Below are 19967 nucleotides of genomic sequence, written 5' to 3'. Positions count from 1 at the left end.
CAATGGGGGGGTGGGGGTGGTGGAGGTCATTGCGTAGTGTCTTGTGTACCCGCGCCGGCGGTATTGACCTGGCGCAGGCGTGCGAAATCGGTCGGGCGTTTTTCCAGAAACGCACCAATGCCTTCGCGGGATTCTTCGGTGGCTTGCGACTGCACCATGAGCTGAGCTTCCAGCTCCAGCTGATCGTCCAGTGGCTGGACGTAGGCACTGCGGCACAGCGCCTTGATGCGGCCCATGGCCAGGTCCGGCCCGTTGGCTACCTGCGCGGCCAATGCCAATGCCTGCGTCAGCGCCTCACCCGGTTCGGCCAGTCGGTTGACCGGGCCCAGCGCATGCAGTCGCTCGCCAGAGATGCGTTCGCCGGTGAGGCACAGCTCGGTCAGCACTTGGCGCGATACGAACTCGGCCAGGAAAGCCGTGGCGCCGCCGTCGGGCGTGAGGCCCACTTTCACATAGGCCACCGAGAACACGGCATTGCGCGCAGCCACCAGCATGTCACATGCAAGCGCCAGCGACAGGCCCGCACCGGCCGCTGCGCCCTCCACCGCTGCAATCACCGGCTTGCGGCAATCGCGCACGGTGCGGATCAGGTCGTGCAGGCCTTCGAGCTTGGCGCGGCGCTCTTCAATGGGCAGCTCACGTCGCTTGGCCAGCTGGCGCAAGTCACCGCCCGCACAAAAGTGCCCGCCTTCGCCCGTGAGCACGATGGCGCCCACGGTGGGGTCGGCCTCGGCCTGCACCAGTGCCTCGGTCAGCGCCGCGTAGAACGCGGGCGACAGCGCATTGCGCGCGGCGGGGTTGTTGTTGGAGAGCACAAGCACCGCGCCCTCGCGGCGTTGCAGCAGAGGCAGTGGCTGCTCCATGGCTTCAGCTCCGGCCCAGCGCAATGAAGCGCGCCAGGTGGTGGTCTTCATCGCCAAACTGGTGGTCCACCATGACGAGGCGCTTGGCGTAGTGCGACAGCGGCAGCTCCCACGTCATGCCAATGCCGCCGTGCAGCTGAATGCTTTCTTCAGCCACCAACGCGCCGATACGGCCCATGGTGACCTTGGCGGCCGACAGTGCGCGCTCGCGCTCGGTGCGGTCGGTGCTGTCCATCGCGGCCGCTGCGTTGATGACGGCAGAGCGCGCCTGCTCTACTTCCAGCAGCAGGTCGGCCATGCGGTGTTGCAGCGCCTGGAAGCTGCCAATCGGCACGCCAAACTGCTTGCGCGTTTGCAGGTATTCCAGCGTGTGCTTCTTGGCCACATCCATGGCGCCCAGCGCCTCCGCGCACACGGCCAGAATGCCCCAGCCTACCGCGTGCTCCAGCGTAGCAAGGCCCTGCCCCTCCGTGCCGAGCAGCGCATCGGCGCCCACCTGCACGTTTTGCAACGTAACTTCGGCCACGCGGCCACCGTCGATGCGGTCCATGCCACGGCGGCTCAGGCCTGCGGCATCAGTGGGCACCAGGAACAGCGAAATTCCGTCTTCATCGTCCACAGCGCCCGAGGTGCGGGCACTGACCAGCAGCCACTGCGCCTGGTCGCCATGCAGCACCACGGCCTTGTGGCCGGTGAGTTGCCAGCCATCGCCACTGCGCACGGCGCGGGTGGTCACGCGGTTCAGGGCGTAGTGTGCGCCGGGCTCTTCATGCGCCAGCGCGGCCACAGTGCTGCCGTCTATGAGGCTGGCGATGTGTTCCTTCTGTGCCGCGCTGCCCGCCAAGCCCAGCGCCCGGCCCACCACCAGCGCGCTGACAAAGGGCTCCACAACCAGGCCGCTGCCCAGGGCTTCAAACACCACGGCCACATCAAAGCCTGCGCCGCCAAAGCCGCCGTCGGCTTCAGGGAACAGCGCGCCAATCGTGCCCAGCTCGGCAAAGCGGCTCCACAGCGCCGGGTCCATGCCGGTGTCTCCATAGGCGATGTGATTGCGGGTTTCAATGCCGTACTGCTCGGCCACAAAACGGTTCAGGGTGTCCGCCAGCATGCGGCGGTCTTCGGTATGTTCAAAGTTCATCGCGGCAACCTCACAGGCCGAGAATCATCTTGGAGATGATGTTCTTCTGAATTTCATTGGAGCCGCCAAAGATCGACAGCTTGCGGTAGTTGAAGTAGCTGGCTGCTGCCGTGGCCGCTTCCTTTGGCCCCACGGGTTCTTCGGCATAGCCTTCGTACTGCGCTTCTTCGATGAAAGGCAGCGCGTACGGGCCCACCGCACGGCGGATGAGCGAGAGGATCTCCTGCCGGATCTCGGTGCCGCGAATCTTGAGCATAGAGCTTTCAGCCCCTGGCACGCCGCCACCGGCCACGGCGGCAATCACGCGCAGGTTGGTGGTCTTCATGTTCTCCAGGTCAATCTCGACCTGGGCCATGCGGGCGGCAAACAGTGGGTCCTGATCCAGCGGCTTGCCGTTTTTGATGACCTTGGCGGCAATCACCTGGAGCTTGGCCAGCGCGGCAATGCAAAAGCCCACGCCTGCAATGCCCGTGCGCTCATAGGTCAGCAGGTACTTGGCGTAGGTCCAGCCCTTGTTCTCCTCGCCCACCAGGTTTTCCACGGGCACCTTCACATCGGTGAAGAACACCTCGTTGACTTCCTTGTCGCCATCGAGCGTGCGGATGGGGCGCAGCTCCACGCCGGGCGATTGCATGTCCACCAGCAAGAAGCTGATGCCCGACTGCGCCTTGGCTTCGCGGTCCGTTCGCACCAGGCAGAAGATCATGTTGGCGTGCTGGCCCTGGGTGGTCCAGGTCTTCTGGCCGTTGACGACGTAGTGGCCACCCTGGCGTACTGCCGTGGTCTTCACGGAGGCCAGGTCCGAGCCCGCGCCAGGTTCGGAGTAGCCCTGGCACCACCAGTCCTCGCCGCTCAGGATGCGCGGCAGCCAGTATTTTTTCTGTGCCTCGTTGCCAAACTTGATGAGCACCGGACCCAGCATGTTCACACCGAACGGCACGATGCGCGGGCCACCGGCCAGGGCGCACTCGGTGTCGAAAATGAATTTTTCGACCGCGCCCCAGCCCGGGCCGCCGTAGGCCTCGGGCCAGTGGTTGGCCAGCCAGCCGCGCTCGTTCAGGATGGCGTGCCACTCGTCCTGGTCCGCCTTGGTCAGGCGCTGCCCGGCCTTGACCTTGGTGGCGATGCGTTCGGGCAGCTTGGCTTTCAAGAAAGCCTGCACCGCGGCGCGGAAGGCTTCTTCTTCAGGGGTGAAATTCAGGTCCATTGACGGTTTTCCTCAGTCATCCATGGCGCTGTGCGCCTCTCTACGGCCTTTGCACCGGCGCGCCCCACGCGGGGGACGCCGAGCAAGGGCCGCCCCGCAGCGAGGGCGTCGTCCCCCTCCCGCAGGAGAGGGGGAAGCGGCGCCAGCCGCTCAGGGGGTGTTTCAATAAATTTCGAAGAGGCCTGCAGCGCCCATGCCACCGGCAATGCACATGGTCACCACGCCGTACTTGGCCTTGCGGCGGCGGCCTTCGAGCAGCAGGTGGCCCACCAGGCGCGCGCCGGTCATGCCGAAGGGGTGGCCAATGGCAATCGCTCCGCCGTTCACGTTCAGCCGCTCGGACGGAATGCCCAGGCGGCGCTGGCAGTACAGGGCCTGCGAGGCAAAGGCTTCGTTCATCTCCCACAGGTCAATGTCCTGCACCGTGAGGCCGTGGCGCGCCAGCAGCTTGGGCACGGCAAACACTGGGCCAATGCCCATTTCGTCGGGCTCGCAACCGGCCACCGCAAAGCCACGGAACACGCCCAGGGGCTGCAGGCCACGGCGCTCGGCTTCTTTGGCTTCCATGAGCACGCAGGCGCTGGAGCCGTCGGACAGCTGCGAGGCGTTGCCTGCGGTGATGAACTGGCCCGGACCTTTCACCGGCTCCAGCTTGGCAAGGCCTTCCAGCGTGGTGCTGGCGCGGTTGCAGTTGTCGTGCGTGGCCGTCACTTCACGGTAGGTGACCTCGCCGGTTTCCTTCTTCTTTTCCATCATGCGCGTGGTGCAGGGCACGATCTCGTCGGCAAACACGCCGGCCTGCTGCGCGGCGGCGGTGCGTTGCTGGCTTTGCAGCGAAAACAGGTCCTGGTCTTCGCGGCTGATGCCGTAGCGGTGGGCCACGATGTCGGCGGTGTCGATCATGGCCATGTAAAGGTCGGGCTTGTTCTCTTGCAGCCAGGGGTCGATGTCTGCCGGGTTGCCTGCGCGGATGGCCGAGATGCTTTCTACCCCACCGGCCACCATGGCGGGTACGCCCTCGGCCACGATGCGGCCTGCGGCAATCGCCACCGACTGCAGACCCGATGCGCAAAACCGGCTGGCCACCATGCCCGCCACCGAAAGGGGCAGGCCCGCGCGCAGCGCGGTCTGGCGGCCAATGTTCTTGCCGGTGATGCCCTCGGGGTAGCCGCAGCCCATCACCAGGTCTTCGATCAGCTCGGGGTCAATGCCCGAGCGCTCGACCGCTGCCTTGACGGAAAAGGCCGCCAGCTGCGGGCCGGGTGTGGCATTGAATTCGCCCCGGTGCGACTTGGTCAATGGGGTGCGGGCGGTGGAAACGATGACGGCTTCACGCATGATTTGCTCCTGATTTAATAGCTGCTTGCGCTTGTTTATCAAGCGCTAGAGGCCAAAATGATTTGAATTTGATGAATCTGAAAAATCGAATCGCGAGGCGGGCTCAGCTCTTTTCAGCCTGGTTCAGGCTGTCAAAGTTGCGCCCTTCCCGCACCAGTTGCACCAGCAAGGGCGAGGGTTTCCAGAACAGCGGGTCCTCCTTGGCAAAGGCCTCGATGTCGGCCAGCAGCTGGGGCAGGCCCGTCATGTCGGCCCACTTCATCGGGCCGCCCCGGTGGCGCGGAAAGCCGTAGCCTGCGACAAAGGTCACATCCACATCCAGCGGGCGCAGGGCAATGCCTTCATGCACCACATTGGCGCCTTCGTTGACCATGGCGGCCATGTAGCGGCGCATGATCTCGTCGGCGGTAAAGCTTTGGGGGGTGACGCCCTTCTTGGCGCGCTCGGCATCCACAATGGCCAGCACCTCGGGGTCGGGCTGGCCCACGCGGGCCCCTTCGGGGTAGAGGTAGAAGCCGCGCCCCGTCTTTTGCCCGAACCAGCTGCGCTCGCAGATGCGGTCGGCAATCTCCACGTAGCGCGCCCGGGGGTCGCGCGTGGCAGCGCGGCGCTTGCGGGTGGCCCAGCCAATGTCTCCACCGGCCAGGTCTGTCACCTGGAACGGGCCCATGGCAAAACCAAAGCCGCGCACGGCAGCGTCGATCTCGTAGGGGCTTGCGCCGTCTTCCAGCAGGTAGTCAGCGGCCTGCTTGTACACGGCCAGGATGCGGTTGCCGATGAAGCCGTCGCACACGCCCGCGCGCACAGGCACCTTTTTCAGCTTGCGAGCCAGCTCGAACGCCGTAGCCACCACGTCGGGTGCGACCTGGGCGGGCACCACGATCTCCAGCAGCTTCATGATGTTGGCGGGGCTGAAGAAGTGCAGGCCGATCACATCCTGCGGGCGGCCGGTGGCAGCTGCAATGGCGTCGATGTCGAGGTAAGACGTGTTGGTAGCCAGCACGGCACCGGGCTTGCACACGCGGTCCAGCTCGCGGAACACGGCCTTCTTGACCTCGATGTCTTCAAACACGGCCTCGATCACCAGATCCACATTGGCGATATCGGCATAGCTGGTGCTACCGGTGTAGCGCGCCATCACGGCGGCCTGGGCGGCATCGGTCATGCGGCCCTTGGCCACCAGGGCGTTGTAGACCTTTTCGACATTGGCGCGGCCCCGGGCAATGGACTCGGCATCGCGCTCGATCATGGTCACCGGCAAGCCGGCATCGAGGGCTGCCACTGCAATGCCCGCGCCCATGGTGCCGCCGCCGATGACGGCAATGCTGGCCACGGGGCGCGGCTGTGCGGCCTGTGCTTCGGGCACCTTGACGACCTCGCGTTCGGCAAAAAAGGCGTGGATGAGACCGGCGCGCTGCGGGCTGTCGATGCACTCCATGAACAGCGCACGCTCGCGGGCCATGCCTTCGTCAAACGGCAGTTGCAACGCGGCCTGTACGCATTCGATGATCTTGAGGGGAGAGAACAGGCCGCGCGACTTTTTGGCGGTCTCGGCCTTCTGTGCGTCCAGCCAGGCCAGCGCAGCCTGCGGCTCGGCAATGGCCAGGTCACGCGTGCGGCGCACGGGGGCGTTGGCAGCCAGCAGTTCGCGCACGTAGGCCAGGCCTGCGGCGAGCGGGTCGGTGCCTTCCACCAGCTTGTCAATCAGGCCGGCTTGCAGCGCGGCCTGCGCCTTGAGGGGCTGGCCGCTGAGCATGAGGGTGGTCGCAGCCTGCACGCCCATCAGGCGCGGGGCGCGCTGGGTGCCGCCCGAGCCGGGCAGCAGGCCCAGGTTCACCTCGGGCAGGCCCAGCGTGGCGGCGGGCAAGGCCAGCCGGTAGTGGGCCGACAGCGCCACCTCCAGCCCGCCGCCCAGGGCTGCGCCGTGCAGCACGGCCACCACGGGCTTGTTCAGGTTTTCGATGGCGCGGCAGACCTCGGGCAGGATGGGTGCTACCGGTGGCTTGCCGAATTCGCGGATGTCCGCCCCGGCAATGAAGGCCTTGCCCGCGCCCACCAGCAACACGGCGACCACGGCGGCGTCGGCCTGCGCCTGCTGCATGGCCACCAACAGGCCCTGGCGCACGGCGGCGCCCAGGGCATTGACGGGCGGGTTGTCGATGGTGACGACCAGAACATCGCCATGCAGCGCGGTGGTAACAACGGAAGATGCGGCAGCGGCGGCGTGCATACGGGGAAGTCTCCTGGTCAATGGCTGTGCCTGTTGATAACCGAGGGATTGTTGATGCGCGAAGTAATCTTGACAATTACATAGCCCATTGACAGACTGTCAAACTTCTTTTGACAAACTGCGGCAAGCGAGCGTTCAAGCGCCGCCCCACCCATCCCGCCTATGGAACTCACCTCCCTCACCGTGCTGGTCGACATCCTTGATGCTGGCAACCTGAGCCAGGCCGCGCGCAACCTGAAGATGACGCGTGCGAATGTGAGCTACCACCTGCACCAGTTGGAAAAATCGGTGGGTGTGCAGCTGGTGCGCCGTACCACGCGCCGGGTGGAGCCCACTGAGGTGGGCCTGCGCCTGTACGCCCATGGCCGCGCCATTCAGAACGAAATGCTGGCCGCGCGCGAGACGATTGCCACGCTGGGCCAAGGCCTGCAGGGCCGCGTGGGCCTGAGCGTGCCCAGTGGCTACGGGCAGATGGTGATGTCGGACTGGCTGATCGACTTCAAGCGGCTGTACCCCGGCATCGTGCTGGATGTGCGCTTTGAAAACCGGGTGGACGACCTCATCCGCGATGAGGTGGACATCGCCATCCGCGTGATGCCCGAGCCCCCGCCCACGCTGGTGGCGCGCGACCTGGGCAGCGTGCGCTACATCGCCTGCGCATCGCGGGAGTACGCCGAGACGCATGGGCTGCCCCAGGACTTCGAAGCTCTGCAGGCCGCGCCGGTGATCACCGCAGGGGTGGTAGGCAAGCAGCTGCGCCTGCGCGGGTACCGGGGTGACCAGCGCCAGGAAGCCATGCTGGAGCCCACCCTCATTTCGGAGCACTTTCCGTTTCTCCGCCAGGGCATCCTGGCAGGGCTGGGCGTAGGGCTGGTACCGGATTACGTGGTGCAGGACGCCGTGACCAGCGGCGAAGTGCTGACCACACTCGACGACTGGCGGCTGAGCATTTTTGGCACCCAGATGTTCATGCTCTACATGCCCAACCGCCACCAGACCCGAGCGGTGCGCACCTGCATTGACTACCTGCTGGGGCGGGCCCTGCCGGCAGCCGGCCAAGGAGTGACTGCGGAGCCAGGATGAGCATCTTCTGCGCGTTTACAAGCAAAAATAGCCGCAAGTGCAGGTATTCATTGCGCTAGCAGCTACTTTATTGATAGCAATCACTACTGCGACAGTAGCAATGCGGGATGAGTCCCTCCGCCGCGCGTCAGCACACCCGCGTGGCGGCTGGCATCAGATCCGCCCTTCCTCCACCGCATGGCACGCAATGCGAATGCCGCCAATGCTCAGGAGCTGGGGGCGCTCGGTGCGGCAGCGGTCATTCACATGGGGGCAGCGCGGGTTGAACGCACAGCCGGGCGGCGGGTTCAGCGGGTTCGGCACCTCGCCCTGGACGGGGGTGCGGGCCTTGCCGGTGTCGTGCATCTTGGGGATGGCATCGAGCAACATGCGCGTGTAGGGGTGACGCGGCGTGTCGAACAGCGTGTGTTTGTCGGCCAGCTCGACCAGCCGGCCCAGGTACATCACGCCGACCTGGTCGCTCACGTGGCGCACCACGGCCAGGTTGTGGCTGATGAACAGGTAGGTGAGCTGCCGTTCGCGCTGCAGGTCCTTCATGATGTTGAGGACCTGGGCCTGCACCGACACATCGAGCGCGCTGGTGGGCTCGTCGCACACCAGGAACTCGGGTTCGGTGGCAAGGGCGCGTGCAATCGAGATGCGCTGGCGCTGCCCGCCCGAGAACTGGTGCGGGTACTTGACCATGTCCAGCGGCGACAGCCCCACGGACTTGAGCAACTCGCCCACGCGGGTTTTGAGCTGTTCCTTGTCGGTGATGAGGCCGTGTTCTTTCAGTGGCTCTCCAATGATGTCCTCCACCAGCCAGCGCGGATTCAGGCTGGCGTACGGGTCCTGGAAGATCATCTGGATGCGGCGGCGCATGGCCTTGGCATCGTTGCCCTTGAAGGCGGCGTGCGCGTCCTGGTTGTCGAAGGTGAGGCCGCCGCGGGTGGGCTCGTACAACCCCACCAGCAGGCGGGCCACGGTGCTCTTGCCGCAGCCGGACTCGCCCACCAGGGCCAGCGTCTTGCCCTTCTCGATCTCGAAGCTCACGCCATCCACCGCATGCAACAGGGTGCGAGGCTTGCGCTCGATCACACGATTGAGCCAGGGAGCGGAGACGTCAAAGGTCTTGGCCAGGTCATGCGCCTGGACCAGGGCCTTGCTTTTCGTTGCGGTGGCACTCATGCGGTCACCTCGGCTTGGGTCGCGGCACCAGCGTGCAGCCAGCAAGCAGCGCGTGTAGCGCCTGCATCCATCAGGTCGGGGCGGTCGGTCATGCAGCGGTCAAAGGTCTTGGGGCAGCGGGGGTTGTAGGCGCAGCCACGGGGAATGGCGTTCAGGCGCGGCATGGCGCCGTCGATCTGGTTCAAACGTTCACGGTCCATCGTCATGTCGGGGATGGAGGCCATCAACCCGCTCGTGTAGGGGTGCGACGGCTTGTTGATCACATCGTGCACCGGGCCGATCTCGGCCACGCGACCGGCGTACAGCACGGCCACGCGATCACAGGTTTCGGCAATCACGCCCATGTCGTGGGTGATCAGCATCACGGCTGCACCGCGCGATTTGCAGATGTTCTTGAGCAGCGTGATGATCTGCGCCTGGATGGACACATCCAGCGCCGTGGTGGGCTCGTCGGCCACGATGAGTTTGGGCTCGGCCGCCAGGGCCAGGGCGATCACCACACGCTGGCGCATTCCGCCGGAAAACTGGTGCGGATAGTGGTCAATGCGCTCTTCAGCCGCGGGAATGCCGGTGTCCTTGAGCAACTGGATGGCGCGCTGGCGGGCCTCGGCGGCGTTGACCGGCAGGTGCGCCAGGATGGTTTCAGTGAGCTGTCGGCCCACCGTGTACAGCGGGTTCAGCGAGGTCAGCGGGTCCTGAAAGATGGCGCCAATGCGGCGGCCGCGGATGTGGCGCATTTCCTCATTGCTGAGGTTGTCGATGCGCTGGCCCTCCAGCAGGATCTGGCCCGAGGCCACACGGCCCGGCGGCTCCAGCAGGCCGATGATGGCCGCGCCGGTGAGTGACTTGCCGGCGCCGGACTCCCCCACCACGCCCAGGATCTCGCCGGGCGCAATGGAGAAGGAAATGTCGTCCAGGGCGCGCAGGGTACCGCGGCGGCCCGGGAATTCGACAACGAGGTTTTTGACTTCGAGAAGGCTCATGGAGATATCGCTTTTCTTGTTCTTGTTGTGGCTCAACGCAGGCGCGGGTTCAGGGCATCGCGCAGCCAGTCACCCAGCAGGTTGACCGACAGCGCAATCAGCACCAGCATGGCGCCAGGAAACACGGTGATCCACCATTCGCCCGAGAACAGGTAGTCGTTGCCGATGCGGATCAGCGTGCCCAGCGAGGGCGAAGTGGGCGGAGCGCCCACACCCAGGAAGGACAGCGTGGCTTCGGTGATGATGGCCGTGGCCACCTGGATGGTGGCCAGCACCAGCACGGGCCCCATCACGTTGGGCAGCACATGCTTGCGCATGATGCGCAGCGGCGGGACCCCCGTCACACGGGCCGCTTGCACGTATTCCTTGTTGCGCTCCACCAGCGTGGAGCCGCGCACCGTGCGGGCATATTGCACCCAGCCGGTGAGGGAGATGGAGAGGATCAGCACCCCGAACGCCAGCGACTCGTGCGCATTGGGAAACAGCGCACGACCCACGCCGGCAATCAGCAGCGCGACCAGGATGGCAGGAAAGGAGAGCATCACATCGCACAGGCGCATGAGCACAGCATCCACCCAGCCGCCCCGGAAGCCAGCCAGCAGGCCGAAGGCCACGCCCACCACCACGGAGAGCAGCACCGAGGCAATGCCGACCACGAGGGAGATGCGCGCACCGTAGATCAGCGCGGACAGGATGTCACGGCCCTGGTCATCGGTGCCCAGGGGGTATTTCATGGAGCCCATTTCGCTCCACGCCGGGGGCAGCCGCGCGTCGCTCAGCTCCAGCGTGGTGAGGTCGAACGGGTTATGGGGCGCCACCCATCCGGCGAACACCGAACAGAACAGGCAAATGAGCGCAATGGCGGCGGCCAGCATCGCGACCGGCGATGTGCGGAAGCTGTAGCCAACGTCGCTGTCGAACCAGCGGGCAAGGGTAGTTTTCATTGTGGGAAACCAATCAACAGGCAACAACACGCACAACGGGTAGCTGCAGGTGTTGTTGCGGGCTTGAATCAGCCGGTGGCGTTGTCGTTGTTGTAGTCGTCGTATCGATCAGGCGGGAACAAGCAGGATTACTTGCTCACGGTGATCCACTTGAAAGGCATGTAGTTGTCGGCCATCTGCACCAGCTTGACCTTCTTGCTCACACCCCAGGCCAGCGCCTGCTGGTGCAGCGGCAGGTGACCCACGTCGGCGGTGTGCACATCGAAGGCTTCCTTGATCATGGCATCGCGCTTGGGCTTGTCGGTCTCGACCAGGATCTTCTTGGTCAGTTCGTCCAGCTTGGGGTTGCAATACGCACCCAGGTTGAACTGGCCCGCTCCGGTCTTGTCGTCGGGGCAGATCATCAGCGCATTCAGGGCGTTGTGCGAGTCGTAGGTGGTGGGGGTCCAGCCCAGCATGTAGAAGCTCGTGTCACGGCGCAGCACCTTGGGGAAGTACGTGCCCTTGGTCTCGGCCGCGAGGTTGATCTTGACGTTGATGCGCGACAGGTTGGCAGCCACCGTCTGGCAGATGCGGCCGTCGTTCACGTAGCGATCGTTGGGACAGTTCATGGTGACTTCAAAGCCGTTGGGGTAACCGGCTTCGACCATCAGCTTCTTGGCGGCTTCGACGTCATAGGGCAGGCGCTTGACATCCGGCTGGAAGCCGTTGATGCCGGGGCCCACCATCAGCGCGGAGGGATTGGAGGCGCCGCGCATCACGGTCTTCTTGATGCCTTCGATGTCGATGGCCTGGTAGAAGGCCTGGCGCACACGCTTGTCCTTGAAGGGGTTCTTGCCCTTAACGTTGGAGTACAGCAGCTCGTCGCGTTTCTGGTCCATGCCCAGGAAGATGGTGCGCAGCTCAGGGCCAGTGATGGCGCGGGCATTGGCGCTGCCGTTGATACGCTCGATGTCCTGCACTGGCACAGGCTCCATCACGTCCACTTCGCCCGACAGCAGGGCCGCCACGCGCGTGGCATCGTTACCGATGGGCGTGAACACAACTTCGGTGGCGTTGCCTTCGATCTTGTCCCAGTAGGCGCCATTGCGCACGAACACCGTGCGCACGTTGGGCTGGCGCTCACGCAGGCGGAAGGGGCCGGTGCCATTGGCGCGGAACGACGCCGCGTTCTCGATGCCCTTGCGGCGGTCTACCGGGGTTGTGGCCTGATTGGTCTCGCACCACTTCTTGCTCATGATGTAGGACGTGGTGATCACGTCCGGGAGGATGGGCTGGGGAGCCATGGTGTCGATCTCGACCGTGTGGTCGTCGATCTTGCGCACCTGCTTGATGTCGCTGTTGGTGGCCTTCATGTCAGAGCCATCGCCCTTCATGCGGGCGAAGCTGAACACCACATCGTCGGCCGTGAACGGCGTGCCGTCGTGGAATTGCACACCCTTGCGCAGTTCGAAGCGCCACACGGTGGGGGCAATCTGCTTCCAGCTGGTAGCCAATGCGGGCGCAAGGCTCAGGTCCTTGTTGCGGCCCACCAGCGGTTCGTAAACGTTGCTGGTTACGCTCAGCTGCAGCGACTCGTTGAGTGAGTGCGGGTCCATCGACAGGGCATCGCCCTGGTTGGCGATGCGAACGGTCTGTGCCTGAGCTACCAAACTCGTCGCAGCCAGCGCAGCGAAGAGAGCGGTCACAGCGACTTTTTTCTGGAATTTCATGGAAATCTCCTGGTAGTGAAAGGGTGGGATGGAAGGGTACGAAGACTTCCGGTGGGTGAGCGGTGTGTGCGTGGAGAAGTCAGACGCCCGCGCCTGATCAGAGCGCGGGCAGCGGCATGGCCTGCTCGATCAGGCTGGCGTGCAGCGCAGCGCCCAGCGGCAGGATGTCATCGTTAAAGTCATACCGACTGTTGTGCAAGGCGCTGCCGCTCGATCCTGTGCCCTGGCCAATGCGCAGATAGGCCCCCGGCTTGTTCTGCAGCATGAAAGAGAAGTCTTCAGCGCCCATGCTGGGCTCCAGGTCGCGCACCACGTGGTCGGCCCCCAGCAGCGACTCGGCCACATCGCCCGCAAAGATTGCTTCGCTTTCGCTGTTGATGGTGGCGGGGTAGATGCGTTCGTAGTGCACCGTGGCCGTGGCACCGAAGCCGAGCGCAATGGCGCTGCACAACTCCTTGAGGCGCTTTTCCACCATCTCCTGCACCAGCGGGTCGAAGGTGCGCACGGTGCCCACCAGCGTGGCCGTGCCGGGCAGCACGCTGAAGGCACCCAGGTCGCCTGCTTGCATCGCGCAGAGGCTGACCACCGCACTGTCGATGGGCCGCACATTGCGCGAAACGATGCTCTGCGCTGCGGTGATGATGTGGGCCGCGACCAGCACAACGTCCACCGTCTGGTAGGCGTGCGCGCCGTGGCCGCCACGCCCAGTGATCTCGACCGTGAAACGGTCGGCGGCTGCCATCATCGGACCGGCATTGATCCCCACGGTGCCGGGCTTCATTGCGGGCCAGTTGTGCATGGCGAAGATGGACTGCACGGGGAAGCGGTCAAACAACCCGTCTTCCATCATCACGCGGGCACCGGCAAAGCCTTCTTCGCCCGGCTGGAACACCAGCACGGCGGTGCCATCGAAGTTGCGGGTTTCGGCCAGATAGCGCGCAGCGCCAATCAGCATGGCGGTGTGGCCGTCATGGCCGCAGCCGTGCATGAGGCCCTGCTTGCAGGACTTCCAGGCGAAGTCGTTGTGCTCGGTCAGCGGCAGGGCATCCATGTCGGCGCGCAGGCCCACCATGCTACCGCTGGCGCTGCTGCGCCCACGAATGACGCCCACCACACCCGTGCGCCCGATGCCCTCGTGGATCTCATCCACACCGCAGAGCTTCAGCGCTTCCTTGACGCGTTTGCTGGTGTAGATCTCTTCGAAACCCAGCTCCGGATGGGCATGCAGGTCACGCCGCAGTGCCGTCAACTCAGGGTGGTACTGCGCTATGTGAGCGAAGGCGCGGCCACCAGCTTTCAAACGGGGGCCTTGCATCAGTGGCCTCCTGCCTTGCCAACGCGCAGTCGAGGATCGACCGCGAAGTACAGCAGGTCCACCACCAGGTTGATCACCACAAAGATCAACGCAATCAGGCACAGGTAAGCGGCCATCACGGGAATGTCAGCGAAGGTCACAGCCTGGATGAACAGCAGGCCCATGCCTGGCCACTGGAACACCGTCTCGGTAATGATGGCAAAGGCGATCAGGCCACCCAGTTGCAGACCTGTGATGGTCAGCACGGGCACGAGAGTGTTCTTGAGGGCGTGGCCAAAATGGATGGCCCGATTGGACAGGCCACGAGCCCGGGCGAACTTGATGTAGTCGGTGCGCAGCACCTCCAACATTTCGGCCCGCACCAGCCGCATGATCAGCGTGAGCTGGAAGATGGCCAGCGTGATCGCAGGCAGGGTGATGTGGTGCCAGCCCTTGGCCTTGAGCAAGCCGGTGCTCCACCAGCCCAGCTGCACGACCTCACCCCGACCAAAGCTGGGGAACCACCCCAGGTGTACGGCAAACACCAAAATCAACAAGATGCCGATCAGGAAGGTGGGCAGGGACACTCCCAGCAGGGACAGTGTCATGAACAGCTGGCTGGTGAAGGTGCCGCGCTTGAGGGCGGCATACACGCCCATCGGCACACCAATGACCAGCGCGAGGAGGGCCGCTACCAGCGCCAACTCGAGAGTGGCCGGGAAGCGCTCGGCAATCAGGCGCGACACCTTGGCCCCCTGGCGCAGGCTCAGTCCAAACTCACCCTGCGCTGCATTCACCAGAAAGTGCCAGAACTGCACAAAGAAGGATTTGTCCAAGCCGAGGGCGCTGCGCAACTCGCGGATCTGCTCGGGAGTGGCGTCCTGGCCCAGCAGGAACACCACGGGGTCTCCCACGTACTGGAACAGCATGAAGGAGATGAAGGCCACCGTGACCATGACAATCACAGCCTGTATCAGGCGGCGCAAAATAAAGGCAAGCATCAGAGAGTCGAGTGAGTGTTCGATGGAAGTGCCGCCGCCACTTTTGGTGGCTGAGGCACTGCGGGTCAATACATCGTCAGATATACCAAAGAAAGCAAGGGCCGCACGGCCCTTGCTTTCAGTGCGTCAAGAATAAATCAGTTCACCTTGACCGTGCGCATGTCCACGCGGTTATCAGCACGGTGCACCAGTTCGATGTTCTTCTTCATGGCCCATGGGATCACTTGGTCATGCAGAGGAATGTGGGACACGGTGTCGTTGGACAGTTGCAGCGCCTCGGTCAGCATGCGAGCGCGAACAGGCGCATCGGTCTCGGCCTTGATGCGGTCCACCAGATAGTCCATGCGCTGGTTGCTGTAGCGACCCACGTTGTAGTTGCCGTCACCGCCCTGGCCCACGGTGCGCACCAGCGATTGCAGGCTGTACAGCGCGTCGAATGTCGGCACGCCCCAGCCTAGCATGTAGATGCTGGCTTCGTAGCGCTGGATCATCGGGAAGTAGTTGACCAGCGGCAGCGTGCGCAGCTTGGCCTTCACCCCCACGCGCGCCCACATGGCCGTCACAGCCTGGCAGATGGCTTCGTCGTTGATGTAGCGGTTGTTAGGGCAGGCGAAATCCACTTCAAAGCCATCGGGGTAACCCGCCTCGGCCAACAGCTTCTTGGATGCATCCACGCTGTATGGGAAGCGCTTGCCGACGGCCTCAGTGTAGCCAGCCACTTGCGGCGCAACGATGGTGCCGGTGGGCTTGCCCAGGCCGCGCATGATGTTGCGCGAGATGGTTTCTGCATCAATCGCCTGATAGAGGGCCTTGCGCACCCGCACATCCTTGAGCGGGTTCTTGCCCTTGATGTTCGAGCCCGGCAGCTCTTCCCGGAACTGGTCCATGCCGAGGAAAATTGTGCGGTTCTCCACACCATCAATCACCTTCAAGTCAGGGCTGGCGCGCAAGCGACCCAGATCCTGGGGTGACGGGTCGAGCACCAGATCCACTTCACCCGACAACAGTGCAGCAATGCGTGTGGCTGCGGACTTGATGGGCGTGTAGACGATCTCGGTCACATTGCCGTCCATCTTGCCCCACCAGTTGGGGTTGCGCTTGAACACCATCTTCACATCAGGCTGCCACGACTCCAGGGTGTAAGGGCCTGTGCCCATGGCGTTGCGGTGGGCAAAGTTTTCGTCAGTGCCCTTGATGTCTTTGGGCTCTACCGACTTGTTCTTTTCCGCCCAGGCCTTGCTCATGATGCGCAACTCGGTCATCTGACGCAGCAGAACCGGATTGGGCGAAGACAGGATGACGTCAAAGTTCTGCGCATCCACCTTCACCACTCTGCTGATGCCCTGTACGTAGGGGGTGAAGTTAGACGTTTTGGCCATGGCCCGCTGGATGGAGTACACCGCATCGTCGGTGGTCAGCGGCGAACCATCATGGAACTTCACGCCCTGACGCAGCGTGAAGCGCACCTGCGTGGGGCTGATCTCCTTCCAGGCGGTCGCCAACACGGGCTCCACATCGAACGTCTTGCTGTTGTAGTACACCAGGCTTTCATACACGTTGGCATGAAGGCCGTTTTGCAGCGCATTATTTTGGGAGTGAATGTCCCAGGTCGCGATTTCTCCCTGACTGGCCCATTTGAAAGGCTTGGCCTGCAATGACGGCGCAAACAGCAGCGCGGCAGCAGCAGCCACCGACAAAAGACTGTGGTTGAGTTTCATGGAACCCTCTTGATTAAAAGTTTTACTATGCAGTAAAGGTTGCTCTATAGCCAACGGGAAATCCCTGAATCCCCGATGCTATGAAGGGCCTATAACTGCGCTGGCAACGCTTTCGTCATGCAAGGTTGGTGCCAGCTAAAACTTTTTTGCCCTTGTCCCCGTGGGCCCCTACCACCGCTCGAGGTCGCGATATCGCTTCGCCCATCAGCAAACCGAGTCAGAAGCACTGTAGTCGAGCCTTACCAGCCACTTGGTCTTCTATCCGTCTCGACGGGAGCGCTCGGCGCGCGGCAATCAGCCACACCACGAATCTCATCGGCCCGCATGAGCAGTCATGGTTCAGCACGTGAGCCACGAGACCGATTTGGATCACCCAAGTCGATACACAGGCAGTCGCAAGCGACGCACAGACTCACGCAAACAGTTCGAGAAATGAAAAAGCCGCCCGAAGGCGGCTTTTAGGCTTTTGTATCAACAACTGGCCAAAGCCAGCTGACGATATTAGAAGCTGTGACGGATACCGAAGTCGTAACCGTTGGAGTTGCTGTTCACACCAGTCACAGCGCCGTTCAGAGCTTGTGCAGCACCGTTCTTGTTGGTCAGGTGAGCGTACGTTGCGTACAGAGCAGTGCGCTTGGACAGATTGTGCACGTAGCCCAGAGCCAGCTTGTTCGTACGGGGATCAGCACCAACGGTGTCGATCTTGTAGGTGGAGTAGGCCAGACGAACTTCGCCAGCGCCCACGGGGATCAGACCACCGATCAGGAAGCCCTTGCCGTCGTTGCCGCCGCTGATCTTGTCTTGGTTGTAGTGAGCCATGATCTTAGCCATGCCCAGGTCGTATTGACCGCCCAGGTTCACAGCCTTGATGTTGCCCGTCAGGAACTTAGTTTCGGAGAAAGCGATAGCGGCGTTGATGGGGCCGTTAGCGTAACCAGCGCGCAGTGCCAGGCCGTTGCCGTCCTTCTTGTTGGCAGCGTTGCTGTTGTTCTCACCCATGTAGTACTGGGCTTGGCCGTAGAAACCGCCCAGGTTGCCAGGCAGGAAGTAGCCGATGGAGTTCGAAGCGCGGATGGTGGTAGGGCCGCCCAGGCTGGAGTTCAGGGTTTGGGTGGTGCCCACGCCGTTCGTGCCGAACGGATCGAACACGGTCAGGTTCCAGAATTGGGGGGTGTAGTCACGGCCCAGACGCACTTCACCGAAGCCGCCGTTCAGGCTCACCGTCGAACGACGGTTGAACACCAAGCCACCGCCAGTGCTGGTAGCTGCTTGGTTGTTGGTGTTGGTAACGCCGCCGGTACCGTTGTCGTTGTTCAGACCAGCTTCGAGCCAGAACGAAGCGGACATGCCGCCACCCAGGTCTTCAACGCCGCGGAAACCCAGACGGCTGCTGTTGTAGCCGGAGTTCGTCAGTTGCGACTTGTTAGAGACGCTGCCGGAACCGTAAGCGTAGGTTGCATCAACCACGCCGAACAGGGTCACGGAAGATTGAGCCATTGCAGCGCCGGAAGCAGCCAGCACAGCCAGGGCAATCAGGGATTTTTTCATTGCGAGTTACTCCAAGGTTAAACATCGGGCTCCGGTACGGGGGGTCTATGGTGAAAGCACCTGCACAGTCCCGCCGGTTTCCCGGGCCAACCTCCTGGTGGGGAAGTTGCTCTTATTGCACCAGACCCGGCCGGGTTTCGCAAAGGAATTCACCCACAATCGCCCCGAAAGGGGAAATTCGTTGCAGTGTTGCAACATTTCAGTGCGCACGGGCAAAATCACGATTGCTGCATGCAACTCCTGTGCCTTGCCTTGCGGTTTTTTGTATCCAAGTGCAATTTGTGTTTCGACGCCATTGCCATCCGAGAGCTTTCCATGGACGCTTTTTTGACTGCCGCAGACAACGCGCTGCGCACACTGTTTGCCCAACCCCGCGCTTCCGAACAGACACCGGCACACGGTGTGCCCGAGGCGTCGCTGGATCCTGCGCAGAAAAAGCTGGCGGGAGCCCTGATGCGCGTGAACCATGTGGGGGAAGTGTGCGCCCAGGCACTCTACAGTGCGCAGGCGGCTGTCACCCGTGACCCCGCCCTGCGAGACCACCTGCAGGCAGCGGCGCGCGAAGAGACCGACCATTTGGCATGGACACAACAGCGCCTGGACGCACTAGGCGCACGCCCCAGCCTGCTCAACCCTCTGTGGTTCGCAGGGGCTTTTGCGCTTGGGCTGGTGGCTGCCAAGGTCAGCGACCGGGCCAACCTGGGTTTTGTGGTGGAGACGGAAACCCAGGTGGCCGCGCATCTGCAAAGCCACCTCGACAGGCTTCCCGAGCAAGACCAGGCGTCAAGGGCCGTGGTCGCGCGGATGAAGCAGGACGAGGAGCGGCACGCAGACCAGGCGCGCGCCGCCGGAGCGCTGGAATTGCCCGCCCCGGTGCGCTTGGCCATGAAGGGCGCCGCCAAGGTCATGACCACCACGGCGCACTATCTTTGAACCCCAAGCTGGCTCACGCAGGCAGCAGGCGCACCAAAACATACGCGCCGCAACCCGCTCAGCTTGGCAGTCCAGACCACTACACGCGGCCCCCTCAGGCCTCCAGCACTTCGAAGCCGGTGGTGATTTCGGCTGTCTTGCCCAGCATGATGCTGGCCGAGCAGTACTTGTCATGGCTCATGGCAATCGCACGCTCCACGGCGGCCGGGGGAATGCCCTTGCCCGTGACGGTGAAGTGCATGTGGATCTTGGTGAACACCTTCGGGTCGGTCTGCGCACGTTCCGTCGTCAACTTGACGCTGCAGCCGCGCACGTCATGGCGGCCGCGCTTGAGGATCAGCACCACGTCATAGGCGGTGCACCCGCCCGTGCCCGCCAGCACGGTCTCCATGGGCCGGGGCGCTAGGTTCTGGCCTCCGTTGGCCGGGTTGGCGGCATCGGGGGCGCCGTCCATGGTCAAAACATGCCCGCTGCCGGTCTCGGCCACAAAACCCATGCCAGAACGGGTTCCCGCCCCGCCGGTCCAACTGACTGTGCATTCCATTTGTGTTTCTCCTGTGTGACACGTGGTTTTTTTCGCACGGAAAACCGAAACGAAAAGAATTTGATGCGAATTTTGCTGCATCGCAACAAGACTCGCGCTAAACTTCGCCCATGCGCTGCCGCTTTCGAACAGAAAGGAACCGGCAGGCGGCAAGAAGCCCGGAACCCGGCACTTGCCTCGCACCGATTGTCTCCTCCATCTCCTCAAAGGATGGATTAGCCCCAGGCCTCACGGCCCGGGGCTTTTTTTTGCCCGCTCGCACCG

16 protein-coding genes are annotated in these 19967 nt (G+C 63.3%); 2 read left to right on the top strand and 14 right to left on the bottom strand.

All coding sequences use genetic code 11. The features are described 5' to 3' along the window. Positions 1-26: 26 nt before the first annotated feature. The 5 genes from AC07X4_RS15375 to AC07X4_RS15355 form a co-directional block, all read right to left on the bottom strand. Positions 27-863: an oxepin-CoA hydrolase, alternative type gene (locus AC07X4_RS15375; protein WP_494740561.1), complete on the bottom strand. Its 837-nt coding sequence runs from the start codon at positions 861-863 to the stop codon at positions 27-29. 4 nt (positions 864-867) lie between these two features. Next, entirely contained in the window at positions 868-2001 is a 1134-nt protein-coding gene (locus AC07X4_RS15370) for an acyl-CoA dehydrogenase family protein (protein WP_494740559.1), read from the bottom strand. 10 nt (positions 2002-2011) lie between these two features. Next, positions 2012-3208, bottom strand: a complete 1197-nt coding sequence (locus AC07X4_RS15365; protein WP_494740558.1) for an acyl-CoA dehydrogenase family protein — start codon at positions 3206-3208, stop codon at positions 2012-2014. Positions 3209-3370: 162 nt separating this feature from the next. Further along, positions 3371-4546, bottom strand: a complete 1176-nt coding sequence (locus AC07X4_RS15360; protein ID WP_494740557.1) for an acetyl-CoA C-acyltransferase — start codon at positions 4544-4546, stop codon at positions 3371-3373. Positions 4547-4649: 103 nt separating this feature from the next. Continuing rightward, positions 4650-6776 carry a 3-hydroxyacyl-CoA dehydrogenase NAD-binding domain-containing protein gene (locus AC07X4_RS15355; RefSeq protein WP_494740556.1) on the bottom strand — a complete coding sequence of 709 codons (2127 nt, stop codon included), beginning with the start codon at positions 6774-6776 and terminating at the stop codon, positions 4650-4652. Positions 6777-6938: 162 nt separating this feature from the next. Here AC07X4_RS15355 and AC07X4_RS15350 point away from each other — a divergent pair, with 162 nt between their 5' ends. Continuing rightward, a complete protein-coding gene (locus tag AC07X4_RS15350) occupies positions 6939-7859 on the top strand; it encodes a LysR family transcriptional regulator (RefSeq protein ID WP_146869945.1) in 921 nt (306 codons plus the stop codon). A 153-nt stretch (positions 7860-8012) separates the two neighbouring features. Here the strand turns inward: AC07X4_RS15350 and AC07X4_RS15345 are convergent, their stop codons facing one another. The 8 genes from AC07X4_RS15345 to AC07X4_RS15310 all read right to left on the bottom strand — a co-directional run bounded on the left by AC07X4_RS15345 (position 8013) and on the right by AC07X4_RS15310 (position 18226). Next, a complete protein-coding gene (locus AC07X4_RS15345) occupies positions 8013-9026 on the bottom strand; it encodes an ABC transporter ATP-binding protein (RefSeq protein ID WP_056059138.1) in 1014 nt (337 codons plus the stop codon). Next, positions 9023-10009 carry an ABC transporter ATP-binding protein gene (locus tag AC07X4_RS15340; protein ID WP_056059952.1) on the bottom strand — a complete coding sequence of 329 codons (987 nt, stop codon included), beginning with the start codon at positions 10007-10009 and terminating at the stop codon, positions 9023-9025. Before AC07X4_RS15340 ends, AC07X4_RS15345 begins: the two co-directional genes overlap by 4 nt. A gap of 32 nt (positions 10010-10041) precedes the next feature. Further along, on the bottom strand, positions 10042-10953 hold the full coding sequence (locus tag AC07X4_RS15335; RefSeq protein WP_056059141.1) for an ABC transporter permease: 912 nt from the start codon (positions 10951-10953) through the stop codon (positions 10042-10044). A gap of 128 nt (positions 10954-11081) precedes the next feature. Further along, a complete protein-coding gene (locus AC07X4_RS15330; protein WP_056059145.1) occupies positions 11082-12665 on the bottom strand; it encodes an ABC transporter substrate-binding protein in 1584 nt (527 codons plus the stop codon). 97 nt (positions 12666-12762) lie between these two features. Further along, entirely contained in the window at positions 12763-13980 is a 1218-nt protein-coding gene (locus tag AC07X4_RS15325; protein WP_015012585.1) for a M20 aminoacylase family protein, read from the bottom strand. Then, the gene (locus AC07X4_RS15320) at positions 13980-14960 is read right to left on the bottom strand and encodes an ABC transporter permease (protein WP_015012584.1); all 981 of its coding nucleotides are present in this window, start codon (positions 14958-14960) and stop codon (positions 13980-13982) included. The genes AC07X4_RS15325 and AC07X4_RS15320 overlap by 1 nt, the downstream gene beginning before the upstream one ends. A gap of 137 nt (positions 14961-15097) precedes the next feature. Beyond that, positions 15098-16678, bottom strand: a complete 1581-nt coding sequence (locus tag AC07X4_RS15315) for an ABC transporter substrate-binding protein (RefSeq protein ID WP_494740555.1) — start codon at positions 16676-16678, stop codon at positions 15098-15100. A gap of 501 nt (positions 16679-17179) precedes the next feature. Next, positions 17180-18226, bottom strand: coding sequence for a porin (locus tag AC07X4_RS15310; protein WP_395452834.1), 1047 nt, complete (start codon positions 18224-18226; stop codon positions 17180-17182). Positions 18227-18541: 315 nt separating this feature from the next. Here AC07X4_RS15310 and coq7 point away from each other — a divergent pair, with 315 nt between their 5' ends. Beyond that, the gene (gene coq7, locus AC07X4_RS15305; protein ID WP_056646690.1) at positions 18542-19159 is read left to right on the top strand and encodes a 2-polyprenyl-3-methyl-6-methoxy-1,4-benzoquinone monooxygenase; all 618 of its coding nucleotides are present in this window, start codon (positions 18542-18544) and stop codon (positions 19157-19159) included. Positions 19160-19253: 94 nt separating this feature from the next. Here coq7 and AC07X4_RS15300 read toward each other — a convergent pair whose 3' ends face one another. Next, positions 19254-19703, bottom strand: a complete 450-nt coding sequence (locus tag AC07X4_RS15300; protein WP_099731207.1) for an OsmC family protein — start codon at positions 19701-19703, stop codon at positions 19254-19256. Between the last annotated feature and the right edge of the window lie 264 nt (positions 19704-19967).

The organism is Acidovorax sp. GW460-11-11-14-LB4, from assembly GCF_059423685.1.
This window is presented reverse-complemented; position numbering and strand designations above follow the sequence as displayed.